This is a genomic window from Streptomyces sp. NBC_01445 (genome assembly GCF_035918235.1).
Classification (GTDB): Bacteria; Actinomycetota; Actinomycetes; order Streptomycetales; family Streptomycetaceae; genus Streptomyces.
On sequence record NZ_CP109486.1, the window covers coordinates 998229 to 1022600 of the forward strand.

General features: G+C 67.7%; 21 protein-coding genes and 4 pseudogenes. 5 read left to right on the plus strand and 20 right to left on the minus strand.

Features of this window, described 5'->3' with window-relative positions:
• Window positions 1–12: 12 nt before the first annotated feature.
• The 9 genes and pseudogenes from OG574_RS52400 to OG574_RS52440 all read right to left on the minus strand — a co-directional run bounded on the left by OG574_RS52400 (window position 13) and on the right by OG574_RS52440 (window position 6822).
• Complete coding sequence (locus tag OG574_RS52400; protein ID WP_326779412.1) at window positions 13–360, minus strand: hypothetical protein; 348 nt, start codon at window positions 358–360, stop codon at window positions 13–15.
• A 501-nt stretch (window positions 361–861) separates the two neighbouring features.
• Entirely contained in the window at window positions 862–1602 is a 741-nt protein-coding gene (locus OG574_RS52405; protein ID WP_326779480.1) for a class I SAM-dependent DNA methyltransferase, read from the minus strand.
• 74 nt (window positions 1603–1676) lie between these two features.
• The gene (locus OG574_RS52410; protein WP_326779481.1) at window positions 1677–1871 is read right to left on the minus strand and encodes a helix-turn-helix domain-containing protein; all 195 of its coding nucleotides are present in this window, start codon (window positions 1869–1871) and stop codon (window positions 1677–1679) included.
• Window positions 1857–2060, minus strand: a pseudogene (locus OG574_RS52415) (recombinase family protein); the annotation flags it as partial. The gene OG574_RS52410 and the pseudogene OG574_RS52415, both read right to left, overlap by 15 nt.
• An 80-nt stretch (window positions 2061–2140) precedes the next feature.
• Window positions 2141–2416 (minus strand): hypothetical protein, encoded by a 276-nt coding sequence (locus OG574_RS52420; RefSeq protein WP_326779413.1) that lies wholly within the window; start codon window positions 2414–2416, stop codon window positions 2141–2143.
• Window positions 2417–2604: 188 nt separating this feature from the next.
• The gene (locus tag OG574_RS52425; protein ID WP_326779414.1) at window positions 2605–4149 is read right to left on the minus strand and encodes a DHA2 family efflux MFS transporter permease subunit; all 1545 of its coding nucleotides are present in this window, start codon (window positions 4147–4149) and stop codon (window positions 2605–2607) included.
• A gap of 103 nt (window positions 4150–4252) precedes the next feature.
• On the minus strand, window positions 4253–4906 hold the full coding sequence (locus OG574_RS52430) for a ScbR family autoregulator-binding transcription factor (protein WP_326779415.1): 654 nt from the start codon (window positions 4904–4906) through the stop codon (window positions 4253–4255).
• Window positions 4907–4918: 12 nt separating this feature from the next.
• The gene (locus tag OG574_RS52435) at window positions 4919–6505 is read right to left on the minus strand and encodes an acyl-CoA carboxylase subunit beta (protein WP_326779482.1); all 1587 of its coding nucleotides are present in this window, start codon (window positions 6503–6505) and stop codon (window positions 4919–4921) included.
• Window positions 6506–6630: 125 nt separating this feature from the next.
• Complete coding sequence (locus tag OG574_RS52440) at window positions 6631–6822, minus strand: acyl-CoA carboxylase epsilon subunit (protein WP_326779416.1); 192 nt, start codon at window positions 6820–6822, stop codon at window positions 6631–6633.
• Window positions 6823–7117: 295 nt separating this feature from the next.
• On the opposite strand from OG574_RS52440, the gene OG574_RS52445 reads away from it, so the two are divergent.
• Window positions 7118–8110: a ScbA/BarX family gamma-butyrolactone biosynthesis protein gene (locus OG574_RS52445; RefSeq protein ID WP_326779417.1), complete on the plus strand. Its 993-nt coding sequence runs from the start codon at window positions 7118–7120 to the stop codon at window positions 8108–8110.
• A gap of 100 nt (window positions 8111–8210) precedes the next feature.
• Here the strand turns inward: OG574_RS52445 and OG574_RS52450 are convergent, their stop codons facing one another.
• Window positions 8211–9089 (minus strand): NAD(P)H-binding protein, encoded by an 879-nt coding sequence (locus tag OG574_RS52450; protein WP_326779418.1) that lies wholly within the window; start codon window positions 9087–9089, stop codon window positions 8211–8213.
• A 200-nt stretch (window positions 9090–9289) separates the two neighbouring features.
• On the opposite strand from OG574_RS52450, the gene OG574_RS52455 reads away from it, so the two are divergent.
• The gene (locus OG574_RS52455) at window positions 9290–9961 is read left to right on the plus strand and encodes a ScbR family autoregulator-binding transcription factor (protein ID WP_326779419.1); all 672 of its coding nucleotides are present in this window, start codon (window positions 9290–9292) and stop codon (window positions 9959–9961) included.
• A gap of 98 nt (window positions 9962–10059) precedes the next feature.
• Here OG574_RS52455 and OG574_RS53035 read toward each other — a convergent pair.
• From OG574_RS53035 to OG574_RS52475, 5 genes and pseudogenes are all read right to left on the minus strand, one after another.
• Window positions 10060–10299: pseudogene (locus OG574_RS53035) on the minus strand (aromatic-ring hydroxylase C-terminal domain-containing protein); the annotation flags it as partial.
• A 194-nt stretch (window positions 10300–10493) separates the two neighbouring features.
• Window positions 10494–11402 (minus strand): annotated as a pseudogene (locus tag OG574_RS53040) (FAD-dependent monooxygenase); the annotation flags it as partial.
• Between the two features lie 184 nt (window positions 11403–11586).
• A complete protein-coding gene (locus tag OG574_RS52465; protein WP_326779421.1) occupies window positions 11587–11988 on the minus strand; it encodes a DUF6009 family protein in 402 nt (133 codons plus the stop codon).
• Window positions 11985–13484: a DNA primase family protein gene (locus OG574_RS52470; RefSeq protein ID WP_326779422.1), complete on the minus strand. Its 1500-nt coding sequence runs from the start codon at window positions 13482–13484 to the stop codon at window positions 11985–11987. The genes OG574_RS52465 and OG574_RS52470 overlap by 4 nt, the downstream gene beginning before the upstream one ends.
• Window positions 13481–14569, minus strand: a complete 1089-nt coding sequence (locus OG574_RS52475) for a bifunctional DNA primase/polymerase (protein ID WP_326779423.1) — start codon at window positions 14567–14569, stop codon at window positions 13481–13483. Before OG574_RS52475 ends, OG574_RS52470 begins: the two co-directional genes overlap by 4 nt.
• A 590-nt stretch (window positions 14570–15159) precedes the next feature.
• Between OG574_RS52475 and OG574_RS52480 the strand changes: the two genes are divergently transcribed.
• A complete protein-coding gene (locus OG574_RS52480; RefSeq protein ID WP_326779424.1) occupies window positions 15160–15393 on the plus strand; it encodes a hypothetical protein in 234 nt (77 codons plus the stop codon).
• A 1-nt stretch (window position 15394) separates the two neighbouring features.
• The gene (locus OG574_RS52485; protein WP_326779425.1) at window positions 15395–15778 is read left to right on the plus strand and encodes a toxin Doc; all 384 of its coding nucleotides are present in this window, start codon (window positions 15395–15397) and stop codon (window positions 15776–15778) included.
• A 73-nt stretch (window positions 15779–15851) separates the two neighbouring features.
• Here OG574_RS52485 and OG574_RS52490 read toward each other — a convergent pair whose 3' ends face one another.
• Window positions 15852–17009, minus strand: a complete 1158-nt coding sequence (locus OG574_RS52490; RefSeq protein WP_326779426.1) for an RNA-guided endonuclease InsQ/TnpB family protein — start codon at window positions 17007–17009, stop codon at window positions 15852–15854.
• A 20-nt stretch (window positions 17010–17029) separates the two neighbouring features.
• Here OG574_RS52490 and tnpA point away from each other — a divergent pair.
• A pseudogene (tnpA, locus tag OG574_RS52495) lies at window positions 17030–17464 on the plus strand (IS200/IS605 family transposase).
• Between the two features lie 163 nt (window positions 17465–17627).
• Here tnpA and OG574_RS52500 read toward each other — a convergent pair.
• The 4 genes from OG574_RS52500 to OG574_RS52515 form a co-directional block, all read right to left on the minus strand.
• Window positions 17628–19874, minus strand: a complete 2247-nt coding sequence (locus OG574_RS52500; protein ID WP_326779427.1) for a hypothetical protein — start codon at window positions 19872–19874, stop codon at window positions 17628–17630.
• A 183-nt stretch (window positions 19875–20057) separates the two neighbouring features.
• Window positions 20058–20408, minus strand: coding sequence for a hypothetical protein (locus tag OG574_RS52505; RefSeq protein ID WP_234374823.1), 351 nt, complete (start codon window positions 20406–20408; stop codon window positions 20058–20060).
• Between the two features lie 483 nt (window positions 20409–20891).
• Window positions 20892–21416 carry a hypothetical protein gene (locus tag OG574_RS52510; RefSeq protein ID WP_326779428.1) on the minus strand — a complete coding sequence of 175 codons (525 nt, stop codon included), beginning with the start codon at window positions 21414–21416 and terminating at the stop codon, window positions 20892–20894.
• Between the two features lie 454 nt (window positions 21417–21870).
• Entirely contained in the window at window positions 21871–22740 is an 870-nt protein-coding gene (locus OG574_RS52515) for a ParA family protein (RefSeq protein WP_326779429.1), read from the minus strand.
• Window positions 22741–24372 lie beyond the last annotated feature (1632 nt).

The window sequence follows — 24372 nt, forward strand, 5'->3', positions numbered from 1 at the left end:
GAGCAGCGCGGATCACAGTGGCATTTCGATGCTCAGTGCTTCTGCTCGTAGGTCCTTGCGGATGGCGTTGCGGAGCGATCGCAGCTGGTCGTCGTAATTCGACAGATCCGCTTCGTAGCCTGGGGAGTGGATGTCTTGGCCTTGGGCAATGCGATCACGCAACGTGCGCAAGGCCCGGAAGGCGGCGTCCGCAGCCTGGACAACCAGCTCGGGCGCCGTGAGCAGGATGTGTTCGCGCGTCTGGACCAGCCCGGCGTCGCGGAAGGCGACTCGTGCCGCCAGATCGCGGGAGACCTCAGCTAGATGATCGCCCAGCGAAACCATACGCAGAGACTGATTGGCCTGGTGCAGGGCCGCCATGTACGCGACGTAGATATCCCTCTGTGCACTGGACAGCCGCTCGCTGCGTTCCCTCCTCCAGCGCACGCGGTCCGACAGCAGCGCCTACCCGAGCCCTACAACGGCTCCAAACGCGGTGGACAGAAGCGCGATCCATGACATGAACACGAGACCAGGCGTGCTCCATCTTCGGTGGCACGCACTCAAAGTCCGCCCTCGGCCTGGCTCTCAACACCGTGGTGCTGTTCAGGAGCCTGTACATCGATGCCGCCGTCGAGTGTCCCGTCTCATTGGATCTAGCTCTGAGACATCGCGCTGACCAGGCATGATGGGTTGTGTGGCGAGACGTGCCGAGGTCGGTGTCTCGGATTGTCGTGTCTGCCGGGCGCAAATAGAGGGCGGCGTCTCAGTTCATCGTGTCCGTGAGTCTGCGTCCCCAGCACTGGCTGACGGACGGGGAGCCGTCGGCGCCGACGGCTCCCCCTGTTCTTCTCAACCCACAAGAGCGCGCCCGATTGGCGGTCAGTCGGCGAGCTTCTCCCAGACCGAGACATGTTGACGGCTCTCGCTTGTGAAGGCTTCCCGTGTCCATCCGTCCCACCGCTCGCGCAGTCGCAGCCCGGCGAGCTGGGCCATCAGGTCGAGTTCCGACGGCCACACATACCGGAAGGGAATAGACCTGTACTCGCCACGGCCGTCGACAACCTCGATGTAGTTCGAACTCGTCGCCTGGGTAGCGACGTCGTAGATGTCGAAGGCCCATCGCGTCGGGCTCACGTGGTAAGGCACGACGTTCTGCCCGGCGGGGAGCCTTCGCAGTTCGGGGATCAGGACCTCGATGACGAAACAGCCTCCGGGTTCTAGGTGAGCGGCAACGTTGCGGAAACAGTCCACCTGCTCCGCCTGTGTCGTCAGATTCATGATCGTGTTGTAGAGCAGATATGCGACGGAGAACGTCCCGTCCACTCTCGTCGTCGCGAAGTCGCCGATCGTGACGCCGATAGCGTCACCGCCTGGCTTGGCGCGCAGTCGGGCAACCATCGCTTGCGACAAGTCGATGCCGTGGACCTGGACTCCGCGTCGTGCCAGCGGCAACGCGATGCGCCCTGTCCCGATGCCCAGTTCGAGGGCCCGGCCACCATCGGCCAGGCCCGCCAGAAAGCCGACCGTCTCGTCGATGACGCCGAGCTCGAACATGTCCCCTGACGACTCGTCGTAGGCCGCCGCAACACGCTCTCCGAAGTAACCGTCTTGATCGTCCATCGCCAGACCGTACTGGGGCAGCTCGTCGCGGCGCGCGTGAATTTCGCCAGCCATCACAGGTGTCCCGTCTCATTTCATCGTGGCGGGCTCGTTTCTTCGCTGGCGAGGCTGATGTGGCGATAAACCGTGCCGCGTGAGACTTCAAAGGTCCGGGCGAGCTGCTGGACGGATGAGCCTGTGCTGTGGAGCTGAAGGAGTTCGTCGACCTGGTCTTGTGTGAGTTTGGGCTTGCGTCCGCCGACGTTGCCTCGGGCGCGGGCGGCGGCCAGGCCGTCGTTGGTGGCGGCGAGTACGAACTCGCGGTGCAGGGTGGCGAAGACAGCCATCATGCCGAAGAAGTCGCGTCCTTCGAGGGTGTTGTTGTCGATGTACTGCTCGACGGCCTGGAGCCGGATGCCACGGTCTCGTAGTTCGGTGCCCACGATGATGAGGTTCTGGACGGAGTAGAAGAGCCGGTCGAGCCGGGTGACCGGACAGGCAGTGGATCGCGTGCAGAGTGGTGAGCCTGCCCGGGTGGATGCGGTCGGGGTTGGTCACATCAGCCCGCACGGACACCACCAGATGAGACCAGCAGCGAATCCGACAATACGCCGTAAGAAAGAGACGGGTTCACGTGAGACGGGACATCGAGCAGCTCGCCGCCGACGGCTTCCCCGTCACCGACGGGTGTTGATGAATCGACCGATTTCTGAGCAAGATCAGCGATCGGGGACGGCGTGTACCGCAGCGCCCCGAGGTCATCACCAGCAAGAACAAGAACAAGCCGTTCGCCCAGCGCCGGGCGCGGGCCGAACACGGCATCGACCTGACTCAAGGACTACCGTGTCCTACCCCAGCACCGCAGGCGCGGTGACAGCATCAACTCCACCACCCGCGCCGTCGCCGTGCTCCACAACCTCAAGATCGACTACGCCTGAATTACGGAACACCTCTTGGCTACCCGCACGCGACAGGGCCCCGGAGCACGATCTGCTCCGGGGCCCTGTCGTCGCTGTACGGCGGCTACCCGGCGGCCGGGGCCTCGACCGGGTCGGCGGGCGCCGTGGCGGCCGCCGCGGACCGGTCGGCCAGGTGCAGCAGGCATCCGGCGAGGAGTCCGCCGGCGAACACGGCTGCGGCGCCGATCAGTTGGCTGGTGCTCACCGCGTCGCCGAAGGCGTCGTGCACCTGCTTGATCACCTGCGGGTCATCCCCGGCGTCCGTGAGGGCCGCGGCCAGCGACCCCGAGGCGCCGACGCCCACCGGGAGCAGGGCCGCGAACCGCGACCCCAGGATCGCGCCGAGCACCGCGACCCCGAGACCTCCGCCGAACTCGGTCAGCGTGCCCTGCACGCCCGCGCCCACGCCCGCCTTGGCGGGCGGGATCGCCGACATGATCGAGATCGCCATCGCGGGCATGGCCAGGGCGATGCCGCAGCCCATCACGACGAGGCCGACCAACATCCCCCCGTAGCCCGCGTCGGAGCCGGAGCCGAGCAGCGCCACCGCGGCGAGGCCCACCGCCAGGAGTGACATCCCGAGCGCGATCGAGCGCGCCGCGCCGAGCTTGGCGAGCAGCTTGGCGCCGATCCCCGCGAGGTTGAGGGCGACGATCGTCAGGGCGAGCGGCGCGGTGCGCAGGCCGGCCTGCAAGGCGTCGTAGCCGAGCACCAGCTGGAGGTGCTGGGTCAGCAGGAACAGCGACCCGGCCATGCCGAGCGCCACGAGCAGTCCGCCCGCGATCGCTCCGTTGAAGCGGCGGCTGCGGAAGAAGCTCATGTCCAGCATGGGGTGGGAGACGCGCAACTCCCAGCGCACGAAGACGAACAGGGCGAGAACGCCCACCGCCGCCGGCACCAGCACGCGGGGCGACGCCCAGCCGTACTGGGGCCCGGAGATGATCGCGTACACCACGCCCACCATGCCGAGCGTGGACAGGACGGCGCCGAGGAAGTCGGGCCGCTCGCCCTGCGGGTTCTTGGTCTCCGGGATGAGCCGGGCGGCGGCCAGCAGGCCGAACAGCGCGACAGGGATGTTGATCAGGAAGATCGAGCCCCACCAGAAGTGGTCGAGGAGGGCTCCGCCGATCAGCGGCCCGGCCGCGAAGCCCAGCGAGCTGACCGCGCCCCACAGGCCGATGGCCCGCGGGCGCTCCTCGTCGTCGAAGACCTGCATGATCACCGCGAGGGTGGTGGTGGCGAGCAGTGCGCCACCGATGCCCATTCCGGCCCGGGCGGCGATGAGCTGCCCGGAACTCTGCGCGAGCGCCGCGGCGGTGGAACCGAGGCCGAACAGGACGAGACCGGTGAGCAGCATCAGTTTGCGGCCGTACCGGTCGGCGAAACTGCCTGCGGTGAGCAGGAGTCCGGACTGCACGAGGGCGTAGGCGTTGACCATCCACTGGACGTCGGCCGTGCTCGCGCCCAAGTCCTCGGTGAGTACGGGGATGGCGACGTTGAGAACGGTGTTGTCGAGCAGGACGACGAGCTGGGCCAGGCAGATCACCCCCAGGATGACCCAGCGCCTCGGGTCGCGTTCCGCCGATACTTCCGGCTGGGTGCTGTGCAAGGAAATTCCTCCTGGGGGGTGGGGCCCGACGGTTGGGCACGGGCCCGGAGTTGTCGGTTGCGAACCGGGGATCGTGCCCCCGGTGTACTGGGCCGGCCGGGCGTCAGGACCTCAGACCCGCCGCTCGGGGGGCGCCGGCGTCGTCCCTGCCCTCCGCACTGAGGCGCCCGAGCGTCGACGGCGAGGCGAGCCGTGGCAGCAGCAGCTGCCAGAACTGGGTGAGCGTGCGGTACGAGAGCCAGGTGGAGTCCTGCGACCCCAGCACCTCGAAGCCCACGGTCGCCGCCACGACGGCGACCACCGCGTCGTGCGGTGCCAGTGCCTCGGCCAGACCGCCCTCGCCCTCGGCGCGCTCGAGCGTCCGCTCGACCCACTTCCTCCACTGGAGCCTCAGGTTCCGCTCGCTCGTCGCGTAGGCGTTGTCGCCGCACAGGGCGAAGCCGGCGCGCAGTACCTCGTCGTCGCGGAGCATGCGCGCCAGGTCGTGGGTGGCGTCCACCAACGACTGCAGGGCCGTGCCCGGTTCGCCCTCGCCGCGCAGCGTGATGAGGCCGAGCCGTTGCGCGGCGGCTTCCTCGACGGCCCCCGCGAGGGCGGCCTTGCTGTCGAAGTGGAAGTGCAGCGCCCCGTTGCTCACGCCTGCTCGCCTGCTGATCACGGTGAGCGACGAGACGCTGAAGCCCTCGCCGTCGAATGCCGCGGCGGCGGATTTGATCAGCGCCTCTCGCGTACGTAGCGCGCGTTCCTGTTTGACCATCAAGGTGCTCCGTTACTGCGGCGGGTTGCCGTGCTTGCGGGAGGGCAGGTCGGCGTGCTTGCTACGCAGCATGGCCAAGGACCTGACCAGGACTTCTCTGGTGGAAGCGGGGTCGATGACGTCGTCGACCAGGCCCCGCTCGGCCGCGTAGTACGGGTGCATGAGCTCGGCCTTGTACTCCTTGACCATGCGGGTGCGCATGGCCTCGGGGTCCTCGGCCTCGGCGATCTGACGGCGGAAGATGACGTTGGCGGCGCCCTCGGCGCCCATCACGGCGATCTCGTTGGTGGGCCAGGCGTAGGTGAGGTCGGCACCGATCGACTGCGAGTCCATGACGATGTAGGCACCTCCGTACGCCTTGCGCAGGATGAGGGAGATCCGGGGCACGGTGGCGTTGCAGTACGCGTACAGGAGCTTGGCGCCGTGCCGGATGATCCCGCCGTGCTCCTGGTCGACACCGGGCAGGAACCCGGGAACGTCGAGGAGAGTCACGATGGGGATGTTGAAGGCGTCGCACATCTGCACGAAACGTGCGGCCTTCTCCGATGCCTGGATGTCCAGGACGCCCGCGAGGGACGAGGGCTGGTTGGCGACGATGCCGACGACCTGGCCGTCCAGGCGGGCCAGCGCGCAGATGATGTTGCGCGCCCAGCGCTCGTGGATCTCGAGGTAGTCGCCGTCGTCGACGAGCTCCTCGATGACCTTGGCCATGTCGTACGGGCGGTTGCCGTCCGCCGGAACCAGATCGAGCAGCACGTCGCCGCGACGGTCCGCCGGATCGGCACAGGCGAGACGGGGCGGAGTCTGCCGGTTGTTGGAGGGGAGCATCGAGACGAGGTAGCGGACCTCGGCGATGCAGGTCTCCTCGTCGTCGTACGCGAAGTGGCACACGCCCGAGGTCTCGGCGTGCACGTCCGCACCGCCCAGGCCGTTCTGGGTGATCTCCTCACCGGTGACCGCCTTGACGACGTCCGGTCCGGTGATGAACATCTGCGAGGTCTCACGGACCATGAACACGAAGTCGGTCAGGGCCGGACTGTAGGCCGCGCCGCCCGCGCACGGGCCGAGCATCACGCTGATCTGCGGGATGACCCCGGACGCCTTGGTGTTGCGCTGGAAGATGCCGCCGTAACCGGCGAGAGCGGAGACACCCTCCTGGATACGGGCACCCGCACCGTCGTTGAGGGAGACCAGCGGGGCACCCGCCGCGATGGCCATGTCCATGATCTTGTGGATCTTCGTGGCGTGGGCCTCACCCAGAGCGCCGCCGAAGATCCGGAAGTCGTGCGCGTAGACGAAGACCGTGCGGCCCTCGACCGTGCCCCAGCCGGTGATGACACCATCGGTGTACGGCTTCTTGGCCTCCAGGCCAAAACCCGTCGCCCGGTGCCGGCGCAGCTGCTCGACCTCGTTGAACGATCCCGCGTCGAGCAGCAGCTCGATCCGCTCACGCGCGGTCAGCTTGCCCTTCGCGTGCTGGGCCTCGGTCGCCTTGTCACTGGGCCCGCGCAACGCCTGCTCACGCATCGCGTGCAACTCGGCCACGCGTCCACGCGCGTCGCTGGGCCCCTCCTCGGTCGGTGCAAGGGCAGTCGTCATCGCCATGTCAGTCCCCTCCTGGGACAAGGCCGCGGAGGTCCCACCCCGGGTCCGTGCAGCACACATTAACAAACCGCGTACGCGGTTTTAAGGTGAGAACTCAAGGATCGCTACAGGCCGGGCACCTACCGCCAGCTTCCGGGCGGCACAAAGCCCTCGGGCCTCCTCCACCAGGAGGAGGCAACGACCGCCTCGAGTTCGTCGTCCGGCTTCTCGCGCGCCCGGTGCAGCGCGAGCAACACAGCTGTCAGGGCTGCGAGTTCGGCATCGTCCGCCCGCCCCCGCTCGACACGGAGTACGGCTTCACCCCTGCTCATCGGTCGCCCTCCTTCCGCAGTCCGTGGAAGAACGGTCGACCGGGGCACTCGAGAGTCACTTTGGCTTCACTTGAGATGCGGACGCCCCGGGTGCACCAACCGGCCGTCACCTCAAGAGCCGCACGTCAGACGCCAGTCGAGGAAAATCGACAGCTCCCGTCCGCCCGATTCGGAGCAGATCACTCCATATCCCGAGCCTCAGGAGTTCGCGGGATCCCTGGAAATTAAACCGGATGGTATGTATCTTTCTCGCTCAGTGAGACACACCCGGTTTCGTATCCGCGCAGGGGGAAGCATGTCCGTGATCACGTTCCGCACCGAACACGCGTCGATCGACACAGCTGTCGCACCGCCCCTCAGCACAGCGCCTCACCGCGGCGACATCAGCCGCTTCCCCTCCCTGACCACCACGGTGCCCAAGGAGCTCGTGCACCGCGCCGGCGTCGCCGAAGTGCTGCTCACCGACTGGGCGCGGCTGGACGACACCCACTTCGTCGCGTCCGCCCAGTGGCCGCGCGGGCACAGCTTCTTCACCAACGTGGACGGCTGCCACGATCCGCTCATCGCGGCCGAGACGATCCGCCAGGTCGGCGCTCTCCTGTCGCACGCGGAGTTCGGCGTTCCTCTCGGCCACCACTTCCTCATGTGGGACCTCTCGGTCTCGGTGCGACCGGAGCACATAGCGGTCGACGGAAGACCGGCCGCACTGGACATGGAGATCGTCTGCAGTGAGGTCAAGCAGCGCTGCGGCAAGCTGTCGGGCTTCCACTACGACGTCACGATCCGCCGTGACGGCCACATCGCCGCGACCGGGAGCGCCGGCCTCACCTGCACCACCCCCAAGGTCTACGAGCGACTGCGCGCCGAACGCCTGAACAGTGGCCGCCGCCCGCTCCCCCTGACCAGCCCGACGGCGCCGCAGAACGTCGGCCGCACCTCCCCCATGGACGTCGTGCTGTCACCCACGGGAGAGCCGGACAGCTGGCAGCTCAGGGTGGACACCCGCCACCCTGTGCTCTTCGAGCACCCGGGCGACCATGTGCCGGGGATGGTGCTGATCGAAGCCGCCCGCCAGGCCACGGCCGCGGCCCTGGGGCGCTCTTCCCTGCCCCTCGACGTCACCAGTGAATTCAAGCGCTACACCGAACTGGACACCCCCTGCCTGATCGAGGCGCGCCGTCTGCCGGTCACGAGCACGGACAGCACGGAGTCCGTGGTCGTGACCGGTCACCAGGAGGGCGAGCTCGTGTTCTGGTCCACCGTCACCGTGGCAGCGAGCCCGGCCTGATACCGCACAGCTAGCCGCCGCGCGGTATCCCCGGCGATGTTCCGGCACTCCCCGGGGATGCCGAACCCGCTCCGTGTCAGGCCCCTCCCCCGTACCTCGCTCAGCCCGGCACCCGCGGGCGGCCCGCGGCCAAGTCCGGGGCGAACGCGGCGAGATGGTCCCGGGCCCAGGCGCCGAAGGTGCCCGCCCGACGCCCGGTGACCGCGCGAACCGTGTCATCCACACCGGCCTTGGCCCCGTCGCGCTGGCGTTCCGCGCTCTCCAGCAGGGCTTGGACCACCGGCGCCGGCCAGCGCTGGGCCAGGCCGTCACGCGCCTCGTCGGGAGTCAGTTCCTCGAAGCGCAGCGGGATACCGAGCAGCCGGCCGAGCTGATCCGTCTGCTCGGCCGCTGTGATCGCCTCGGGCCCGGTGAGGGTGTAGGCCTTGCCGGCGTGCCCCTCCTCGGTCAGGACACGCACCGCGACCTCCGCGATGTCCCGGGGATCCACACAGGCGTTGGCCGAGGTCCCATGGAGCGTCCGTACGACGCGCTCGGAGCGGATGGACGGCACCCAGGACAGGGAGTTGGACATGAACGCGCGCGGCCGCAGCAGGGTCCACTCCATGCCGGAGGCGCGCAGCAGCTCCTCGTTGGCACGCTGCCACCGCGTGATGAGGTCGTCGGCGTCCGGGTCGAGCACGGCCGCCGCGGAGAGTTTCACCAGACGCCGCACTCCAGCCTTGGACGCGGCACGGACAAACCGGGCGTCGTCGTCACCGGCGATGCGGTTGGTGACGAGAAAGGCCGTCCCCACACCCGCCAGAGCGCGGGCCAGCGACTGCGGATCGCCGTGATCCGCAGCGACCGTCTCCAGGGTCACGGGCATGCCCGTGACCCTCGCGGGATCCCTCGTCATGAGCCGAACGCGCAGGCCGGAGGGGAAGCGCCGGACCAACTCCCGGCCCACCGTCCCGGTCGCCCCGGTCACGAGGATCACCGGGCCCTCCCCGCCCTCTCTCCGCTGCGAGCCCACAGCCCTCGATCCGCTCACCGCAAGCGCCTCCTTATTCGTGACCGTTTCATGTGGATTCCGATTCCTGTACGGCGGAAGGTTCGCGCGAAGCGCCATCCGAAGTAAGATACAAACTGGACGGTTTTTTTATTGGGTCTCCGGGCTCATGATCGGAGGAGGCCACCATGGCGCAACAGGATCGAGCCATTCGCACACGGCAGACGCTGCTCTCGGCGGCGGCAAAGGTCTTCGAGGAACGCGGCTACCAGTCCGCGACCATCAGCGAGATCCTCACCACGGCCGGCGTCACCAAGGGAGCCCTGTACTTCCACTTCCCCTCGAAGGAACACCTGGCAGAGGGAGTCCTTCAGGAGCAGGGCCAGCAGCTGCCCATTCCCGATCGCGCCAGCAAGATCCAGCAGCTCGTCGACACGGTGATGGTGTACGCCTACCGCCTGCAGACCGACCCGATGGTCCAGGCAGGTGTCCGGCTGACGCTCGACCAGCAGGCCCACGGGCTCGACCGCAGCGCTCCCTTCACGCAATGGGGCGAGATCATCCAGACGCTGCTGGACAAGGCCCAGAGCCAGGGCGAGCTGCTGCCCCATGTCGTACCGGCCGAGACCGCCGAGGTCCTGGTGGGCTCCTTCGCCGGAGTACAGGCCATGTCCCAGGCCATGCGTGACCACCAGGATCTGCTGTTCAGGGCCTCCGCCCTGCTGCGCCATGTGCTGCCCAGCGTTGTACTGTCCTCCGTACTCACCTCCGTGGACCTCAGCGAGAGCCGTGGCGCGAAGGTCTTCGCCGAACTGCAGGCGCTGGAGGCCGAGCAGGCCCCGCCGACCAGCGCTGGCTGAGCGCTGGTACACGCCCCCTCCCGGTCGCCCGGCTCCAGGTACGCCGTCAGGGCCGAAGCCAGCTCGTCGCCGTCCGGGGCCCAGGCGATGCAACCGTCGGGCCGTACGAGCAGCGCATCGCAGGAGATCTCGGGCGCCGGGGCGGCACGGACGACACGCAGCGACCCGGACCAGTCCCGGACCTGCTCCGCATACCGGCTGCCCCGCTCCCCGAGAAGCAGCAGCACCGGCCGCCCCCGCGGAGCAGCCCGAGCACATCGGTCGGCCCCTCCCCCGTGGTCAGCGGCACATTGCGCAGAAACCTTCCTTCCCAAGCGGAGGAATGCCCCGTACGGCAAGGCAGCACCGCGTCCTGGGCACTGATCATCGCACCGAGCCTGCTGTTCTCCGCCCCCCTGGACAGCAGATCACCGAACAGCTCCCGCAGCGGGTCGAGTTCGGCTCCCGGCCGCATCAGGGCGAGCTGAACCCGCGTGTTGTCGACGACCCGCTGCGCGGCGGGCCTGCGCTCCTGGTCGTAGGTGTCGAGCAGCCCCTCCCCCGCGTTGCCACGCACCGTGAGCGCCAGCTTCCAGCCGAGATTGACGGCGTCGAGCAGCCCCGTGCTCAGCCCTTGACCACCGATGGGGAAGTGCACGTGCGCCGCGTCGCCCGCCAGCAGGATGCGTCCGGCGCGGTAGGTGCGGGCGATCCGGGAGAAGTCGCTGAACCTGCTCAGCCACCGCGGTTCGCTCATGGCGATGTCACGCCCGGCGATCCGGCCGACCTCGCAGCGCAGCTCGTCGAGGGTGGGCGGCCGGTACCGGTCGCTGTGCTCCCGTTGGCAGTTGAGCGTCCGCAGGTGGACCCCGCCGTCCGGGTCCGCCTTGGCGACGATCCAGCCGCGCCGGGTGCGGTGCCAGCCCGGGCGCAGCTCGTCCGGCCGCTGGAGGCGGACCCGGCCCATCAACGCGGACACGGTCGCCGGATACACCCGGCAGCCGATGCCCGCGAGCTCGCGCACCGTGCTGCGCGCACCGTCCGCCCCCACCACGTACTCCGCCCGCCAGCTCCAGCACCCCTGCGGCCCCCGGGCCGTAATACGGACCGCGTCGTGCTCCTCCTGGACGTCCGTCACCGACACGCCCCGCAGGATCCGCGCGCCGGCGGTACGGGCCCGCTCTTCGAAGCGCCGCTCGAGTTCGGCCTGCGGGCACTTGAGTACGGGCTCCGGCTCCCCTGCCGGAGCAGAGATCGCCAGTCCGGGAATCCCCGCGAAATGGAAGGGACTCGTGGCGGCCCCGCCGACGGATATCAGACCCGCGAGGTGTCCTCGCCGGACCAGGGACTGCACCGTCCGGGCATGCAGCGTGGTCGTCTTGGGGCGCAGGGACACATCGGTACGGGACTCCAGGACCAGAACGCGCACCCCGTGCGCCGCCAGCTCGGCGGCCAGGCACATGCCGACCGGCCCCCCGCCGACTATCGCCACTTGCACATGAATACGACTCGCCACCCGTTCCCCCTACGGTAGGTGCCCTGCAGTCATGCCCTCGGCGGAGAAATATACCGGGCGGACGGTTCTTTGCAATGTCCGTGCGACGCTTCGGAGGCTCTCGAACCGGAAACGGAGGGGGCCTGCGGTGCTACAGGGGCAGCGTGATGCCCAGCGCCCGCATGGCCGAGGACGGCGGCCCACCCTCCGAGCGCTCGGTCTTGCGGCCCTTGTCACCGGGCCCGAGCGTGCGCAGGTCCACGGCCTCGGCCGGGGCACCCTTGGCGTACAGGCCCTCCGGCTCGCTGTCCCGGTCGTGCGGCAGCAGCCAGAAGACACGGCGGCGGAACGTACCCGAGGACCGCGACGGCTTGGCCTGCGCGCCGAGGACCGCGTAGCCGACCATGCGGCCGTCCCGGTGGTAGGCGGGCCTGCCACGGCGGGTGGGCAGCCGGTCCAGGCTCTGACGGACGTAGTCCAGCGTGTCGATGTCCTCGAGCCAGACCAGATCGGTCTCGTGCGCGATCTCGTACTCGGTGATGAGGGCGCTCATGCTCTCTCCTCGTCGGCCGCCAGTCCGATGCCCGGGTAGTACTTCCGCTGGTTGGAGAGGATCATCGCCTTGGGCGATGCCAGTCCCAGCACTTCGCGGACCCGGGCCGCGAAGGCGCGTGACGAGATGGGCGGGGCTCCCTCATTCTGGCACCACGTCTTATAGGCCGTGTACAGCCACGCTTGTTCGGCCCTGAGTTCGGTGTCCAGACGGCAGGACTCGCTCAAAAAGCGCCCGGTGTGGTCCTCGGTCTCCGCGTACGCGGAGGTGGCGATGCGCACGCGCTCGGGCCCGGTGAGGTCCCGCTCGCCGCCGAGATAGCGACGGGCGCCCTCGATCAGCCAGTTGAGGATGCCGGGGCCCTCCTCCGTGACGAGGAGGTCGGCGAGGTTGTCGATCTTCCGGTGGTCGGGCACGACGCGCTCGAACGGGATGAGACGCATCCGCCGCCAGAACGCGAAGCCACCCGAGCCGACTTCGGGCCGGTGATTGCCCAGCAGCCATAGTTTGTGGGTCGGTTGGAAGCTGAAGAAGTCCTGGCGCATGCGGCGCGCCTTGATCCGGTCCCCGCCCGTGAGCAGCTTGACCCGCGCCTCGTCGAACCGGTCTCCGGGCTTGACCTCGCTGCACACGATGACGCGGCGGCCGTGGAGTTCGGCCAGGTCGGTGGGGTGGCCCTCGTAAGGGCGGGCCATGAGGAAGCCGGGCGGGGCGGCATCGGCGTAGTCACCGATGAGTTTCATCAGGACATCGAGCAGCACCGACTTGCCGTTCTTGCCGGAGCCGAAGAGGAACGGCATGACCTGCCCGCCGACGTCTCCGGTGAGGGAGTAGCCCAGCAGCAGATGCAGGAAGTCGATCATCTCCGCGCCCTCGGGATCCGCACCGAAGGTGTCCCTGAGGAAGCGGTCCCAGCGCGGCGTCGGCATCGCCAGCGGGGCCGCCGTGGTGGAGCGCGAGTGGAAGTCCTTGTCGGGGTCGGCGCGGTGGATCGTCCCGGTCCGCAGGTCGACGACGCCGGACGGGGTGCACAGAGCGTACGGATCGGCGTCCAGACGGGCGGCGTTGAGGACCATGCCGGGCGCGGACTTGGCCTGGGTGAGCATCGCATTCATGCCACTGGTGCTCAGCGCGCGGCGACGGTGCTGCTGCAGCGCCTGCGGAGCGAACACACCGCGCGGGTCGCCGGTGGCCAGCGACTCGGCGAGGTCACCCGCGGCCCACAGCACGGTGTCGTCCTCGTCGACCTGCCAGCGCGTGCCGTCCCAGCGGAACCAGCCAAGACCCGGCACGTGCCGGTAGTCACGGGCGTACAGGCGGACGAAGAGCTTGGCGTTGCCGCGGTCGCTGAGGGTGTCGGGCAGCAGCCCCGCGGCGGTGGCGACGACGCCCTCACCCGGTTCGTCGCGGGGCGGGAGAACCGGATGGGCGAGGATCTGCGAGGCCACGGCCTGGGCATCGAAGTCGAACAGCGTGTCGTTGTTGCGTGCGCTCACTTTCGGCCCCCCGGATGCAGCGGGTGCAACTGACCCGCGCGCAGCCCGCTGCGGATGATGGACGCGCAGCGCCTTTCCTGTCCGCCGCGCGCCAGCGCCGCGGCCTCGGTCAGGGACCGCTCGGCCTCGTCCGCGTCGAGGTGCCCGGCGGCGACAAGCCCTCCGGCGATGTAGGCGGCGCGGTTCAACTTCTCGGAGAACGCGGCCCCTTCGGGGACAGCGGCACAGGCGCTCACGTCGGCGAGCGAGGCCCGGAGCACCCGGCTCGCCGTGGTCCGCCCGCCGCCCGCCGCGATGACGGCCTGCCGCGCGCGGGGGACGACGGGTCGAGGCGCGGGCGGCCGCGGCAGATGCCCGGTACGGTCCAGCTCGCGGGCGAGCCAGGCGGGCAGCGGCGCGGGTTCACGCACGGGGCCCATCGCGGTGTACGGGCCGGCATCGGTGACGGTGCCCGGGGCGACGATGTAGCCGCCGTGCGCCCGGACGTCGACCTGCCAGGCCAGGGCGCGGCCGCCGCCGGACCCGGTGGAGCACTGATAGCGCCGGCCCGGCTGGGCCCGGTACCACACGTGCAGGCCGCCGGAAGGGGTACGTACGCGCATCGTGGACGTGTCCTGCGCCGAGCTCGTCGCGCCGCGCAGGGCGGCCAGGACACCGAGCGTGTGAAAGCCGTTCGCGAGGCCGGTCAGATCGACCTGCTCCGCGATGGGGATCCCGGGCAACAGGCTTCCCCTGTCCGGGAGTTGTCGCTCATGCGCATCGATGTCGATGACGACCAGGCCCGCCGGACCGCAGGAGACCCCCACCCCTAAACGCGGGTTGGCGCCCCACCACCGGTTGATCCGGGCGGCATCGAGCGTGGCGGCGCGGAATCCGTGACACCAGCGGCCCTCGACCATGCAGCCGCATCCTTCGTAACTGTGCCCGGGCGCACGGCAGTCCGCGCAGCTTCCCGCAGGCGTCTTGCGGCCCGGCGACAGCGGATGAACGGGCCAGCCACGACCGGCGAACCAGTGGGCTGTCGCCAGCGCACGGCGCGCCTGCCCCCCTGAGTCGCTGTCCGGAACCAGCAGTTCAAACGCCATGTGCACCCCCATGCAGCGACTGAAGCGACCGAAGCCGCTGAGACAGATTAGCGAAGCGGGAGATACGCACGAGGTCAGTGGGGAAACAAAGATCGGCAAAGGATCGCTCGGCCGAAGCGACCGTCGCCATCACGCAGCGACCGGCAGATGCGTGTCCAGCTACCGAGGCCGCCTCTCAAAAGCACAGTTCAGAGGGGGTACAGCAGATCCAACAGCGACTGAAGCGACTGAAGCTTTCTATATATGACGCACACGCATACCCACCACACAGGAACGGCGCCGTCATATATGCGCACGTTCAGTCGCTTGGGTCGCTGATTCGCCGGGCTACCGCCTCTGACCTGCACTTTCGTCCGAGCGACCGACAGTGACCCAGGCCCTGCCCCGTAGCTGACGCCCGGCCGCCGGCCCGCACCGCACAGCGACCGGCATCCACCGCACCGGGTCCAGCGACTCAAGCGACTCTGCAGCGAACATGCACTCACGCGACCCGGCCCGGACGGCAATGTCCTCATCTGAGTCGCTACGGTCGCTTGAATCGCTGCCCCCGCTCCGCCGCGCAGCAGGTACCAATTAGGTACCATGGCGGTATGCCGTCTCTCAATGTGTCCTTCACCGACGAGGAAATGGAAGCCGTACGCGCGGGTGCCGCCGCCGAGGGCAAGAGCCTCAAGGAGTACCTGCACGACCTCGGCGTACGCGAGCTGCAGCGCAAGCAGTTCGTCACCGGCGCCTCCGCCTGGGCCGACAGGCTGCGCTCCGAGTTCGACGAGGCGTTCCCCGACGAAGCCCCGTCGCCCGGCTCCCCGGCAGCGGCCGCCTGACATGATCTTGTACGTGGATGTGGCGTGGCTGCTGGACGTCCAGGAATTCGCCGTCGGCCGCCAGGACATGAGCGTGTCCGACTACTCAGCGCTCGTGGCGGCCGTCGCCCGCCACAAAACCAGGATGCCCACCCTCGAGGAGTCCGACCCGGACAACGCCTGGCGGGCAGCAGCCCTCCTGCACACCATCGCCCGCCTTGAACCGCTCCCCCACCACAACAGCCTGTACGCGGCGTTCGTCGCCGCCCAGTACATGGACCAGTCCGGCGAGACCATCGACCCGCCCTACGGCGCCCTCTCCGACCTCGTACACAAGATCCGCGACACCCGCCTCGACGTCTACACCGTCGCCGACCACCTGCGCACCTGGAAGATGTCAACTTGACCCGGTCCTGAAGGATCGGGCTTGGAGGTAGCGTCCAACTGGCTGCTGGGTGGGCTCCTCCGTCCAGTCACCTTTATGGGGTGGCAGGGACGCGTGACTCACGCCCCGCAGTCCACACAGCTTCGCCCTTGCGGGCGATGTTGTGGGAAGCGTTCCGGTCTGCGTGGGCAACGACCCCGCAGTTGAGGCAGGTGAACAGGGCTTGGCTTGCCCGGTTCTTCTTGTCGATGTGGCCGCACTCGCAGCACTGCTGCGAGGTGTAGGCGGGATCGACGAAGACCACGGGGACGCCGGCCCTGCGGGCCTTGTAGACGATGAAGTCTGCGAGCTGGGCAAAGGCCCAGGAGTGGAGCGCGACCCGTTGGGGCTTGCGGAGCCGTACCCTCTGCCGGATTCCCTTGAGTTCTTCCAGGGAGATTCCGGCCGAGGTGCGTTCAGCCTCGGTCACGATCGTCTTGGCGATGATGTGGTTCTGGTTCTTCGCGTGGCGCTGTTCGCGCCGGTTGCGCTTCTTCAACAGCCGCTTGGCGGACTTGGTGGACTTGGCCTGGAGTTTCCTGCGCAGGTCGAGTTGCCGCTTGCGGTGGCGGTTCAGGCCGCGCCCGGCGGTCTTGTGGCCGGTGGATGTGGTGGCGATGTTGGCGATTCCCAGGTCCACGCCGATGAAGTGGTCGGGCTCGTACTGCTCGGCCTCGGGAACGTCACACGTCGCGAGCAGGTAGAACACGCCGTCGCGTTCGATCAGGTCCGATTCGCCCTGCCGGTGGTCCCGGAGCGTCTTGAGTGCGTCAGACGAGCAGGCGAAGCGGACGTTCTTGATGCGCCCGGCGGTTGTCCAGATGCTCACGGTCTGCGCGTCGTACTGCCAGCTCAAACACCGGTCGTCATACGGTTGCCCGGCCTCGGGCCGAAACGTGATCGGCTTGGACTCGGCCTTGGTACGGCGCTTCGATCCAGACTTGCCGAGGTTCCCGGCACGGATGTTGGCCCTGAGGGTCGTGTAGGCATCGCGGGTCTTCTTGATGATGTGCTGGGCGGCCTGCGCCCCCAGTCCCCGCGACCGCAGTTCACCGTAGGTGTGCTTGCGCAGCTCGTACTCACGCGGGACACCGTGCTCGAACGCCACCGCCGACACCCAGTTCGCGGCCTCGTTGACCGTGCGCAGGGTGCGCTCAAGCGCGGATACCTGCACGGCATCCGGCACGAGTTTGACCTGCGTCACGAGCTTCACCGCAGCGATCGTAACGATCTATGTCACCACGCTGGGAGCCAAACCCCAATATTCGTAAGGGTCGCACGGTCGTCTACACCCTCCACGCCCATTTGGTCTTCACACCCAAGTACCGGCGCGGACCGTTCACCGACGAGATCCTTCGACGCTGCGAGGAAGTCATGGCGCCGCGCGTGCGCGGACTTCGAAACAGAGTTGGTCGAGTTCAACGGCGAGACCGATCACGTGCACCTGCTGGTGCACTACCCGCCGAAGGTCTCCCTGTCCCGGCTGGTCGGCTCCCTCAAGGGCGTCTCCGCCCGCAGGATCCGTCAGGAGTTTCCCGGGCACATCCACACGTACCTCTGGGGTGACCACTTCTGGTCGCCCTCGTACTTTGCCGCCTCGTGCGGGGACGCCACGCCCCGCTGTCGATCATCAAGGAGTACATCGAGAACCGGAAACGTCCCGGCTGAGGCCAACCGTGCGGACCCGTGGGAACCTGCGGGTCAGAGCAGTCCAGAGAAGCGCTTCCTCCCGGGCGCGAACGCCCAGGGTTCCGCGCTCGATCCTGCTGAAGGCGCCCCGGAGCCGAGATGCCGCACCAGGCCAGGTCGACGTCCGGTACCTCACCGTCGCTCACGCCTGCCCCCAGGCCGTGTAGCCGAGGTCCAGGTGCCCGAGGCCGGACAGGCGCCGCACCTGCGACACGAACGACCTGGTGAACAGGCGCTGTGCCGACGTCTCGCCGTAGCGGTCGATGTGGTCGAACACCACCTGGTGGTCATGAGCTGCGCGATCGCGCCAGTCCAGAACCTGCTCCCGGGTCAAGTCCTCGAGAACCAGCTCATGGTCGGCTTCGACCGGAGCCGGGCGCGGCACAGGCACCACGACCAGGGCCACAGGCGCGACCGGAACGTCGTGGACAGGCCGGCGTGCCGCGGCTTCGGTACGGGCCTGTGCTGCAGCCGCCTGCCGGGCACGGACCTGCTCCCACTCCCGCTCGCGGGCCCATGCCCTGGCCACGACGGTCTCGTGCAGCTGCTGCTCGGCGGCTGTCCGGCGCTCGGTCTCGGACGCTGAAGGCATCGCGGCATCCACGGCGGCCGCGACCGCGCGCCGCTGCACACGGCGGTCGACTCTGCGGTCCTCGCAGCGCGGGCAGTCCCGGCCGGAGTCGAGCAGGGCGCCGTCGTCACACCGCACGTCGCCGCACTCCTGGCGCTGAGGCAGGCCCCGGCCGATGAGCCAGCCCACCGGATCCGTGATCGGCCCGCCGAGGCGCAACTGGTCCTCCAGCCGTCGGGCCAGCCGGTCAGCGAGGATCTGCGGGGCGTCGGCGGGACCGGCGAAGCCCACGACCCGGGCCAGCTCAGTGCGGGCCTTGGCCTCCACCAGGCGACGGGCGGCCGGACGCTCCAGCCGCCCCCAGACCAGCCGGACCGGAGCCAGGACGTCCCGCAGATCCTGCGAAGGCAGGGCCACCCTTCCCTGCTGCTGCCTGCTCCGGCCCTGGCCGTGTGTGGCCCGCGCGCTTGCGCCGGTCACCGGGCCGAGGCCGACCTTCCCGCTTTCGACGACCGGGGACTTCTTGGGCTGTTCCCCGCGCAGCGGGCCACCTCCGGCGTCGACCGGCGTCAGCCGGGCAACAGCGTCGCCGTGGTCGGGCCTGTCCTCGCGCGGGCACGCGCGGTCCGGCAGATCACCGTTCCCACCACGGCCTTCGCCGGAAAAGCCACCAGAGAGCGCAAGAGAACCGCCAAGCGTCACCACAGAAGCGTGGAGAGCGTGGTGCTGTGCAGTTGTGGCGAGGTCTGCCGATCCCGAGATTCCGCCCTGCCCAGGTTCCTCCACGCCAGTAGCCACAAGGGTCTTGCCCGTCCCGCCGGACTCAAGATCTCCGGATGCAGTAGCGGCGTGCTCTGAAAACACCGCACCGGCCGCCCGCCGGGCCTCCCGCACGGCGAGGCCGTGAGCCCCCGCCACCGGCACCAGGCGCACTCGTGACTTCGCGTGCAGACCCGAACCGGTCTTCTGCCGCACCACGTCCGCGACGCCGTACTCCTGGAGCCGCTTGAGCACTTTCGCCCCAGCCGCCGCCGTGCAGCCCAGAAGCCGCGCGACCGTAGCCGCCGGACGCCCCCGCCCGCTGTCCACCGCCCCGGGGCACAGCCTCAGCCAGCCGGCCGAACCCGTCGTCAGCACCATCAGCAGCAGCCCGAGCCGGTCCGTCGCCGCACCCCGGCCCGTACGGCCCGCGAGCAACCCGGCAGGCACCGGATCTTTGCCCTTCGGCGCCCACCCCGGACCGAACAACACCTCGCACAGCCGCAGCAGCACCGAGAGCTCCGAGCGGGACAACGCCAGCGCGTGCCGCCGGTCGCCGGCCTTCTGCGCCCGGTACACCGGCACCACCCAGCACTTCAGGCCCGTCGCGTGCCCTAAGGCGTTGGTCGCCACGTTCGAGGCGAGCACGCCGGAACGACGAAGCTCGGGCAGCACGGTGTGCGCGACCGTCGACTGGGATACGCCGAGCCACCGACCAAGCTCCGAGGCCCAGATCGATGTCAGGTACCCGTCTCGGAACTGGGCTTTCGCAGTGAGCACGACGGCCGCGAGGCGGGCGCCGTCCGATGCTTCCCGCAGCGTGGGGTCCGCCACCAGCGCACGAACCGCCCCCAGCAGGCGGTTGCGCATCGTCTTCGTCAGCTGGAGCGGGTTGCCCAACTCGTATCGAGTGATTTGTGACGTCTTGGGGTGGTTTTCAGGGCCTGTTTGAGGCAGCACTGAACCAGCCCATGCGTGGGTAGCTATAATCTGCTCCGGTAGGAGATAGGTGAGTTGGCAAACCCTCATCGCGACTCGACGGCCCGGCCAAGGACGCATGACGAGTTCGGTGAGGCGGTATTCAGCTGGAAGTGACTAGCTGGCTGTCATCTCCTTCTACTGACGCGCGCGGCCTGGGAATTGCAGCTCCCAGGCCGCTACGCGTTGGTGGGCCGTGGTGGGTTGTGCCGGTCTGGAGCAGCAGCGCGAGGAGCTTGGCGACTGCCCGCGCGTACCACTCCCCTAAGCCGCGGTTGCTGCCTTGGTGCTGGAGCGACGGCGGCGAGTCTTGAGTGAAGCCATGGCGTCGGGAAGTTCTGCCACCCACAGCCCGACGGGGATGCGGATGGCGACCCGGCCCTCGAGCTGTTCCAGGTCGAAGGCCGCCCGCTCACCGGGTGTTGTGACCAGATGAACGGAATCCTCCAGAACCCACAGGACGGTCTGGGGCGTGGTCTTGGAGTCGGAGACAGCCTGTCGGGCGGCTTCGACTGCGGACGACTGCCACAACTCGAGGTCCTGGCGGGCACTGCGTGGCCGGCGCGTTCCGGGCCAGACGATCTGAGAGACGAACGCGTACACGCGAAGGGCCACCACCGAGTCCTCGAAGTGAGGCTCATGGAGGACCCCTTGGTCGCGAGCTTTCCAAGCCCAGGACTCACTGAGGCCTGCTGCTGTGGCAACGGCACTGGTGCTGAGTTGGCCATGGTTCAGCGACATCGCTGGACTCTCCTGACAAGTCTGTTGATCGTGATCACACCCTAGCGCAATCAGCACCAGTCAACCTGGCGTCACTAGAGACTCGGCGTGTCGCCCTTCACGTAAGTCCCAGCCGATAACGGGGTTTTGAGCGGATATCAGCTCCAGATGCCTCTACCGTCACTCCGTGAGTTCTAGTGACACATGGATTGTGAGATCGCTAGTCTGCACGTTCGCATGATTGATTGCTCGTCACATCGTTGGTTCCAGCGTTGCAGCCAACGTTGCATAGATCGTTGCCCTCTCTCTGCCCGCGAAAAAGGGGCTGGGGAGAGACGGTTGTCTCTCCCCAGCCCCTTTTCACAGGCCACGCCGCGTCTAGTGGCGACGCCGTTCCGGACGCACCAACGGCCCCTCGGACTCAAGCGCATCCAGGTAGAGCTCCACCTGCGCCGAGATCACGAGAGTGCCCTTGCGCCCGAAGTCAGCGGACTGCAATGCGTTGCTGAGCCCGGAGACCCACGCGTGAGCCACACTGCCCACACGATACGAAGAAGGCTGTGTCGACTCCGAGTCCCACAGCCGCTCGGTGGCGAAGTCCGTGGCCCGATCGATCCACTGCGGCACGTCTCCCGAGACATGCCGCAACGCGGCATCCAGGTAGTGGCCAATCGCGAGCTGCCTGTTGCCGCTGCTCATCCGGTCTGCGCTGAGACGCTCCTTGAGGCGGGCGAGGACATCTGGAGCGATGCGAAATCCGTAGGACTTCCACTGGTTGGATCGCATCTTGGCGTCGGCGAAGGACTCATGCACCGCTGCGTGAGCCCAGTCCGTGCTGCGTTCCTCCTGTTGTGCCGGTTGGGCGGAAGCCGCACTCGCCTTCCCCCGAGCCGGCTTGTGCACCGTCTTCGCTGACTCCTCCTGTGCTTCGGTCGAGGCTGCGGAGGAAGTCGCCTCCTCGGCCCTCGGCTCGGCCGGTGTGGGAGAGGCAGAGTGATACGGACCTTTGCTGTTCTGGGAGGGGGCGCGGGTAGGCGAGCGCTGACGCGTTGGCTGCGGGGCAGGCGCCTCATCTTTGGCCGGTGACGCAGAGTCCTCTGCTTCAGGTGCAGGACTTGAGTCCTTGGCCTGCGGTGGAAGACGCAGCCCAGCGGGCTCGGCCGTCACTGAAGGAACGTCTTCTGGCGCGGGAACAGGGGCAGAAGACGGAGCCGAAGACTGTGTGCTGCCCTGTCCCCCGCCGATGAAGGACCGCGTTGCCACGTCGTCGGCGCCCGAGAGGAGGCCTTGTACGAGAGCGGCACCCGCCGGCTTGAACTGTTTCTTCTTCTTCCTCTGGGCCGGAGCCTGTTGCTCCTCAGTCACCGGACTCCTCGCTCTCGATGCGCTCCGGTGTCTGCCACTTCTCCGCCGGCAACTGCATGCGCTCCACGATCTGGCCCATCAGCTCGCTGTACATCTTGCCGGGTGTGTGGCTGGCGAAGCGGATGACCGAGGGCACCCCGTAGGCGAAGGAGTCGCTGATCCGGTTGTCGAGGCGGATATCGGTCTGGAAGGGGAAGAGGTCTGCATCCAGCATGCCGTTGCGGATGTTGACTTCCTGGGCCTTCCACCTGGACGGAGGGTTCGACCGGTTGAGTACGGCGCCGAGGTACTGCGGCTCACACTCCCCGCCCGTGCGGTCCTTGACGTACTTGACCGTGCCCCGTGTCGCCGCGGCGCCCTTGAGTGCCGGGTACTCCGGGATGCACACAGTGATCACGAAGTCGGCCGCAGCCAGGGCCGTCGCTGACAGGGAGGAGACGGCGGGCGGAGTATCGATGACGACGAAGTCGAACTGATCCTCAATCTCCACCAGCATCCGGCGCAGTATGGGGGTCGACTGGAAGCCCTTTTTATGGATGAGGTCCTGAGCCGACGTCATGGTGGACTCCTCACACGCGAGGAGATGCAAAGTGCCGGCGTCCTCCCACTCTTCGAGCAACTCGCAGCGATCGAACCAGACGCCGGCCAGATCCATGCGCATGCCCTGGAGCCGGGCCTGAAGTACCCAGCCCAGGGAGCGGGCCAGCTGGTCTTCCCCGACCAGGTTCACACCGACTGCCGTTCCGGCCTGGGCCTGAGGGTCCAGGTCCACGATCAGTACCCGGGCGCCGGCGAGGGCCAGGCCAGCCGCCAAGTTGACGGTGGTGCTGGTCTTGCCCACCCCTCCCTTCTGCGTTGCCACGGCGATGACCTTCAACGCGTGCCCACCTCTCTAGCGAGTCGCTTCCTCATACCAGTTCACATCTGTCACCAGGGGAAGAAGGCGAACCTGGAAGGTGCAATGTCCGCTTGAGCAGCCGAGATCGGCAGTTCGTCCGGATTTGCCTACCACTTTCGCCACTGCTTCCTCTAGTGACACAGGGATATCAAGCATGACGATAACAGCACTCACGTCACCCGTGCGGAGTGACGCGCGACTTCGCCTCACTCGGCCCAACTCCCGCTGTCTCAGGCCGATGCCGCGCCATAGGGGCGACGTCCCGGTCTGCATGCCGAACGAGGACGAGCTCCTATCACGGCCATGCAAGGAACGGTCGTTGCGATCGATGGCTCGACCGTCTGCTTGCAGGTTGCACACATTGAGCGCATGACTGTTTGTCAGCTCGTACGCAACATGGTTCGCTCGCTCGCCGCATCGCTTGCTGGACTGCTTGCTCCTTGGTTAGCAGGTGCGTAAGAAAGTCAGCTCGCTGGTTCGCTTGACGGTTAGTCAGGGCGATTGCTTGTTCGTACGCAAGATGCATCGCTCGTTTGTTAGATAGATGGACTGATAGCTGCATCGATCGCTGGATCGCACGTTGCGCAGATCGATCCATCGCTCGCTGGATCGGAAGTCTCATAGATCGTCAGATCGCTTGCGCGATAGCACGTTCCAGAGAACGAAACATCGTTGGTTGCAGCGTTGCAGATATCTGAATATTTATTGTAGTGCGTGACGATGCAGCACACGCGGTACAGAAACGAGTACTTGAAGTAGTAGATAACGAAGCATCTATCGTTGCACTCAAAGGTGTAGTCATTGTTGCAGTGACAGGCCTTCGGCGACTCCTCGGCTGGACGGGCATCGTTGCACCTATCGTTGCAGGCAACGTAGCAGAATGCAGATAGCAAGGTCAGTGGGGGCTGCACCGACCGAGACCACCTGAAGCTGCGGATATCCCATACGCCAAGAGGGCCGGCCTCCCCTTGCGATGAGAGAAGGGCTTCATGGGCGTCGCCTGTTGACGGGCTTGTCGATGGGCACGCCCAACACGTCTTCCGGATCAGGAGGTGTGCGCTCATGGCGCCGCTGTCGTAGGGGAACTTCTTGCCGTCAGCCTCGTGACCGTTCGTGTCCCGCTCCGTGAGTTCGTGGGCTCGGGGACAGGTTCGGGAGTCGTGGCCAGCGGGGGATGGCGGCATCGCTGCGTGGGCAACGTCGCTCCGGGGCGCAGGCTCAGCACCCTCATTCTTTACCGCGGTAAAGCCGGGGGCCGGCTGAGCTGACTCGGTCGGTGCGGTCGGCGGCTCGGCCTGCGGATTCTTTACCGCGGTAAAGCCGAGAGCCTTCGGTGACGACGGGGACAGATCTCTCCTGAGCTCTACCGGATCCGCTCGCGCCAGCTTCTCCTCGGCCCGGGCTTGTCGGCTGGGCGAGCCGGTGGGCATGACTGCCTGCCGAAGGCGACTACGGGAACCTGGTGATCGGGTTCGATCCCGTGGCCGACCGCATGGTGCTGCTGGCAGATCCCCTCGGAGTTCAACTGCGGGCTGCTGCGGGCCGGGACCGGCAGAAGGTGCCGTCGCGGAGCATGGCGAACAGAACGTCGACCCT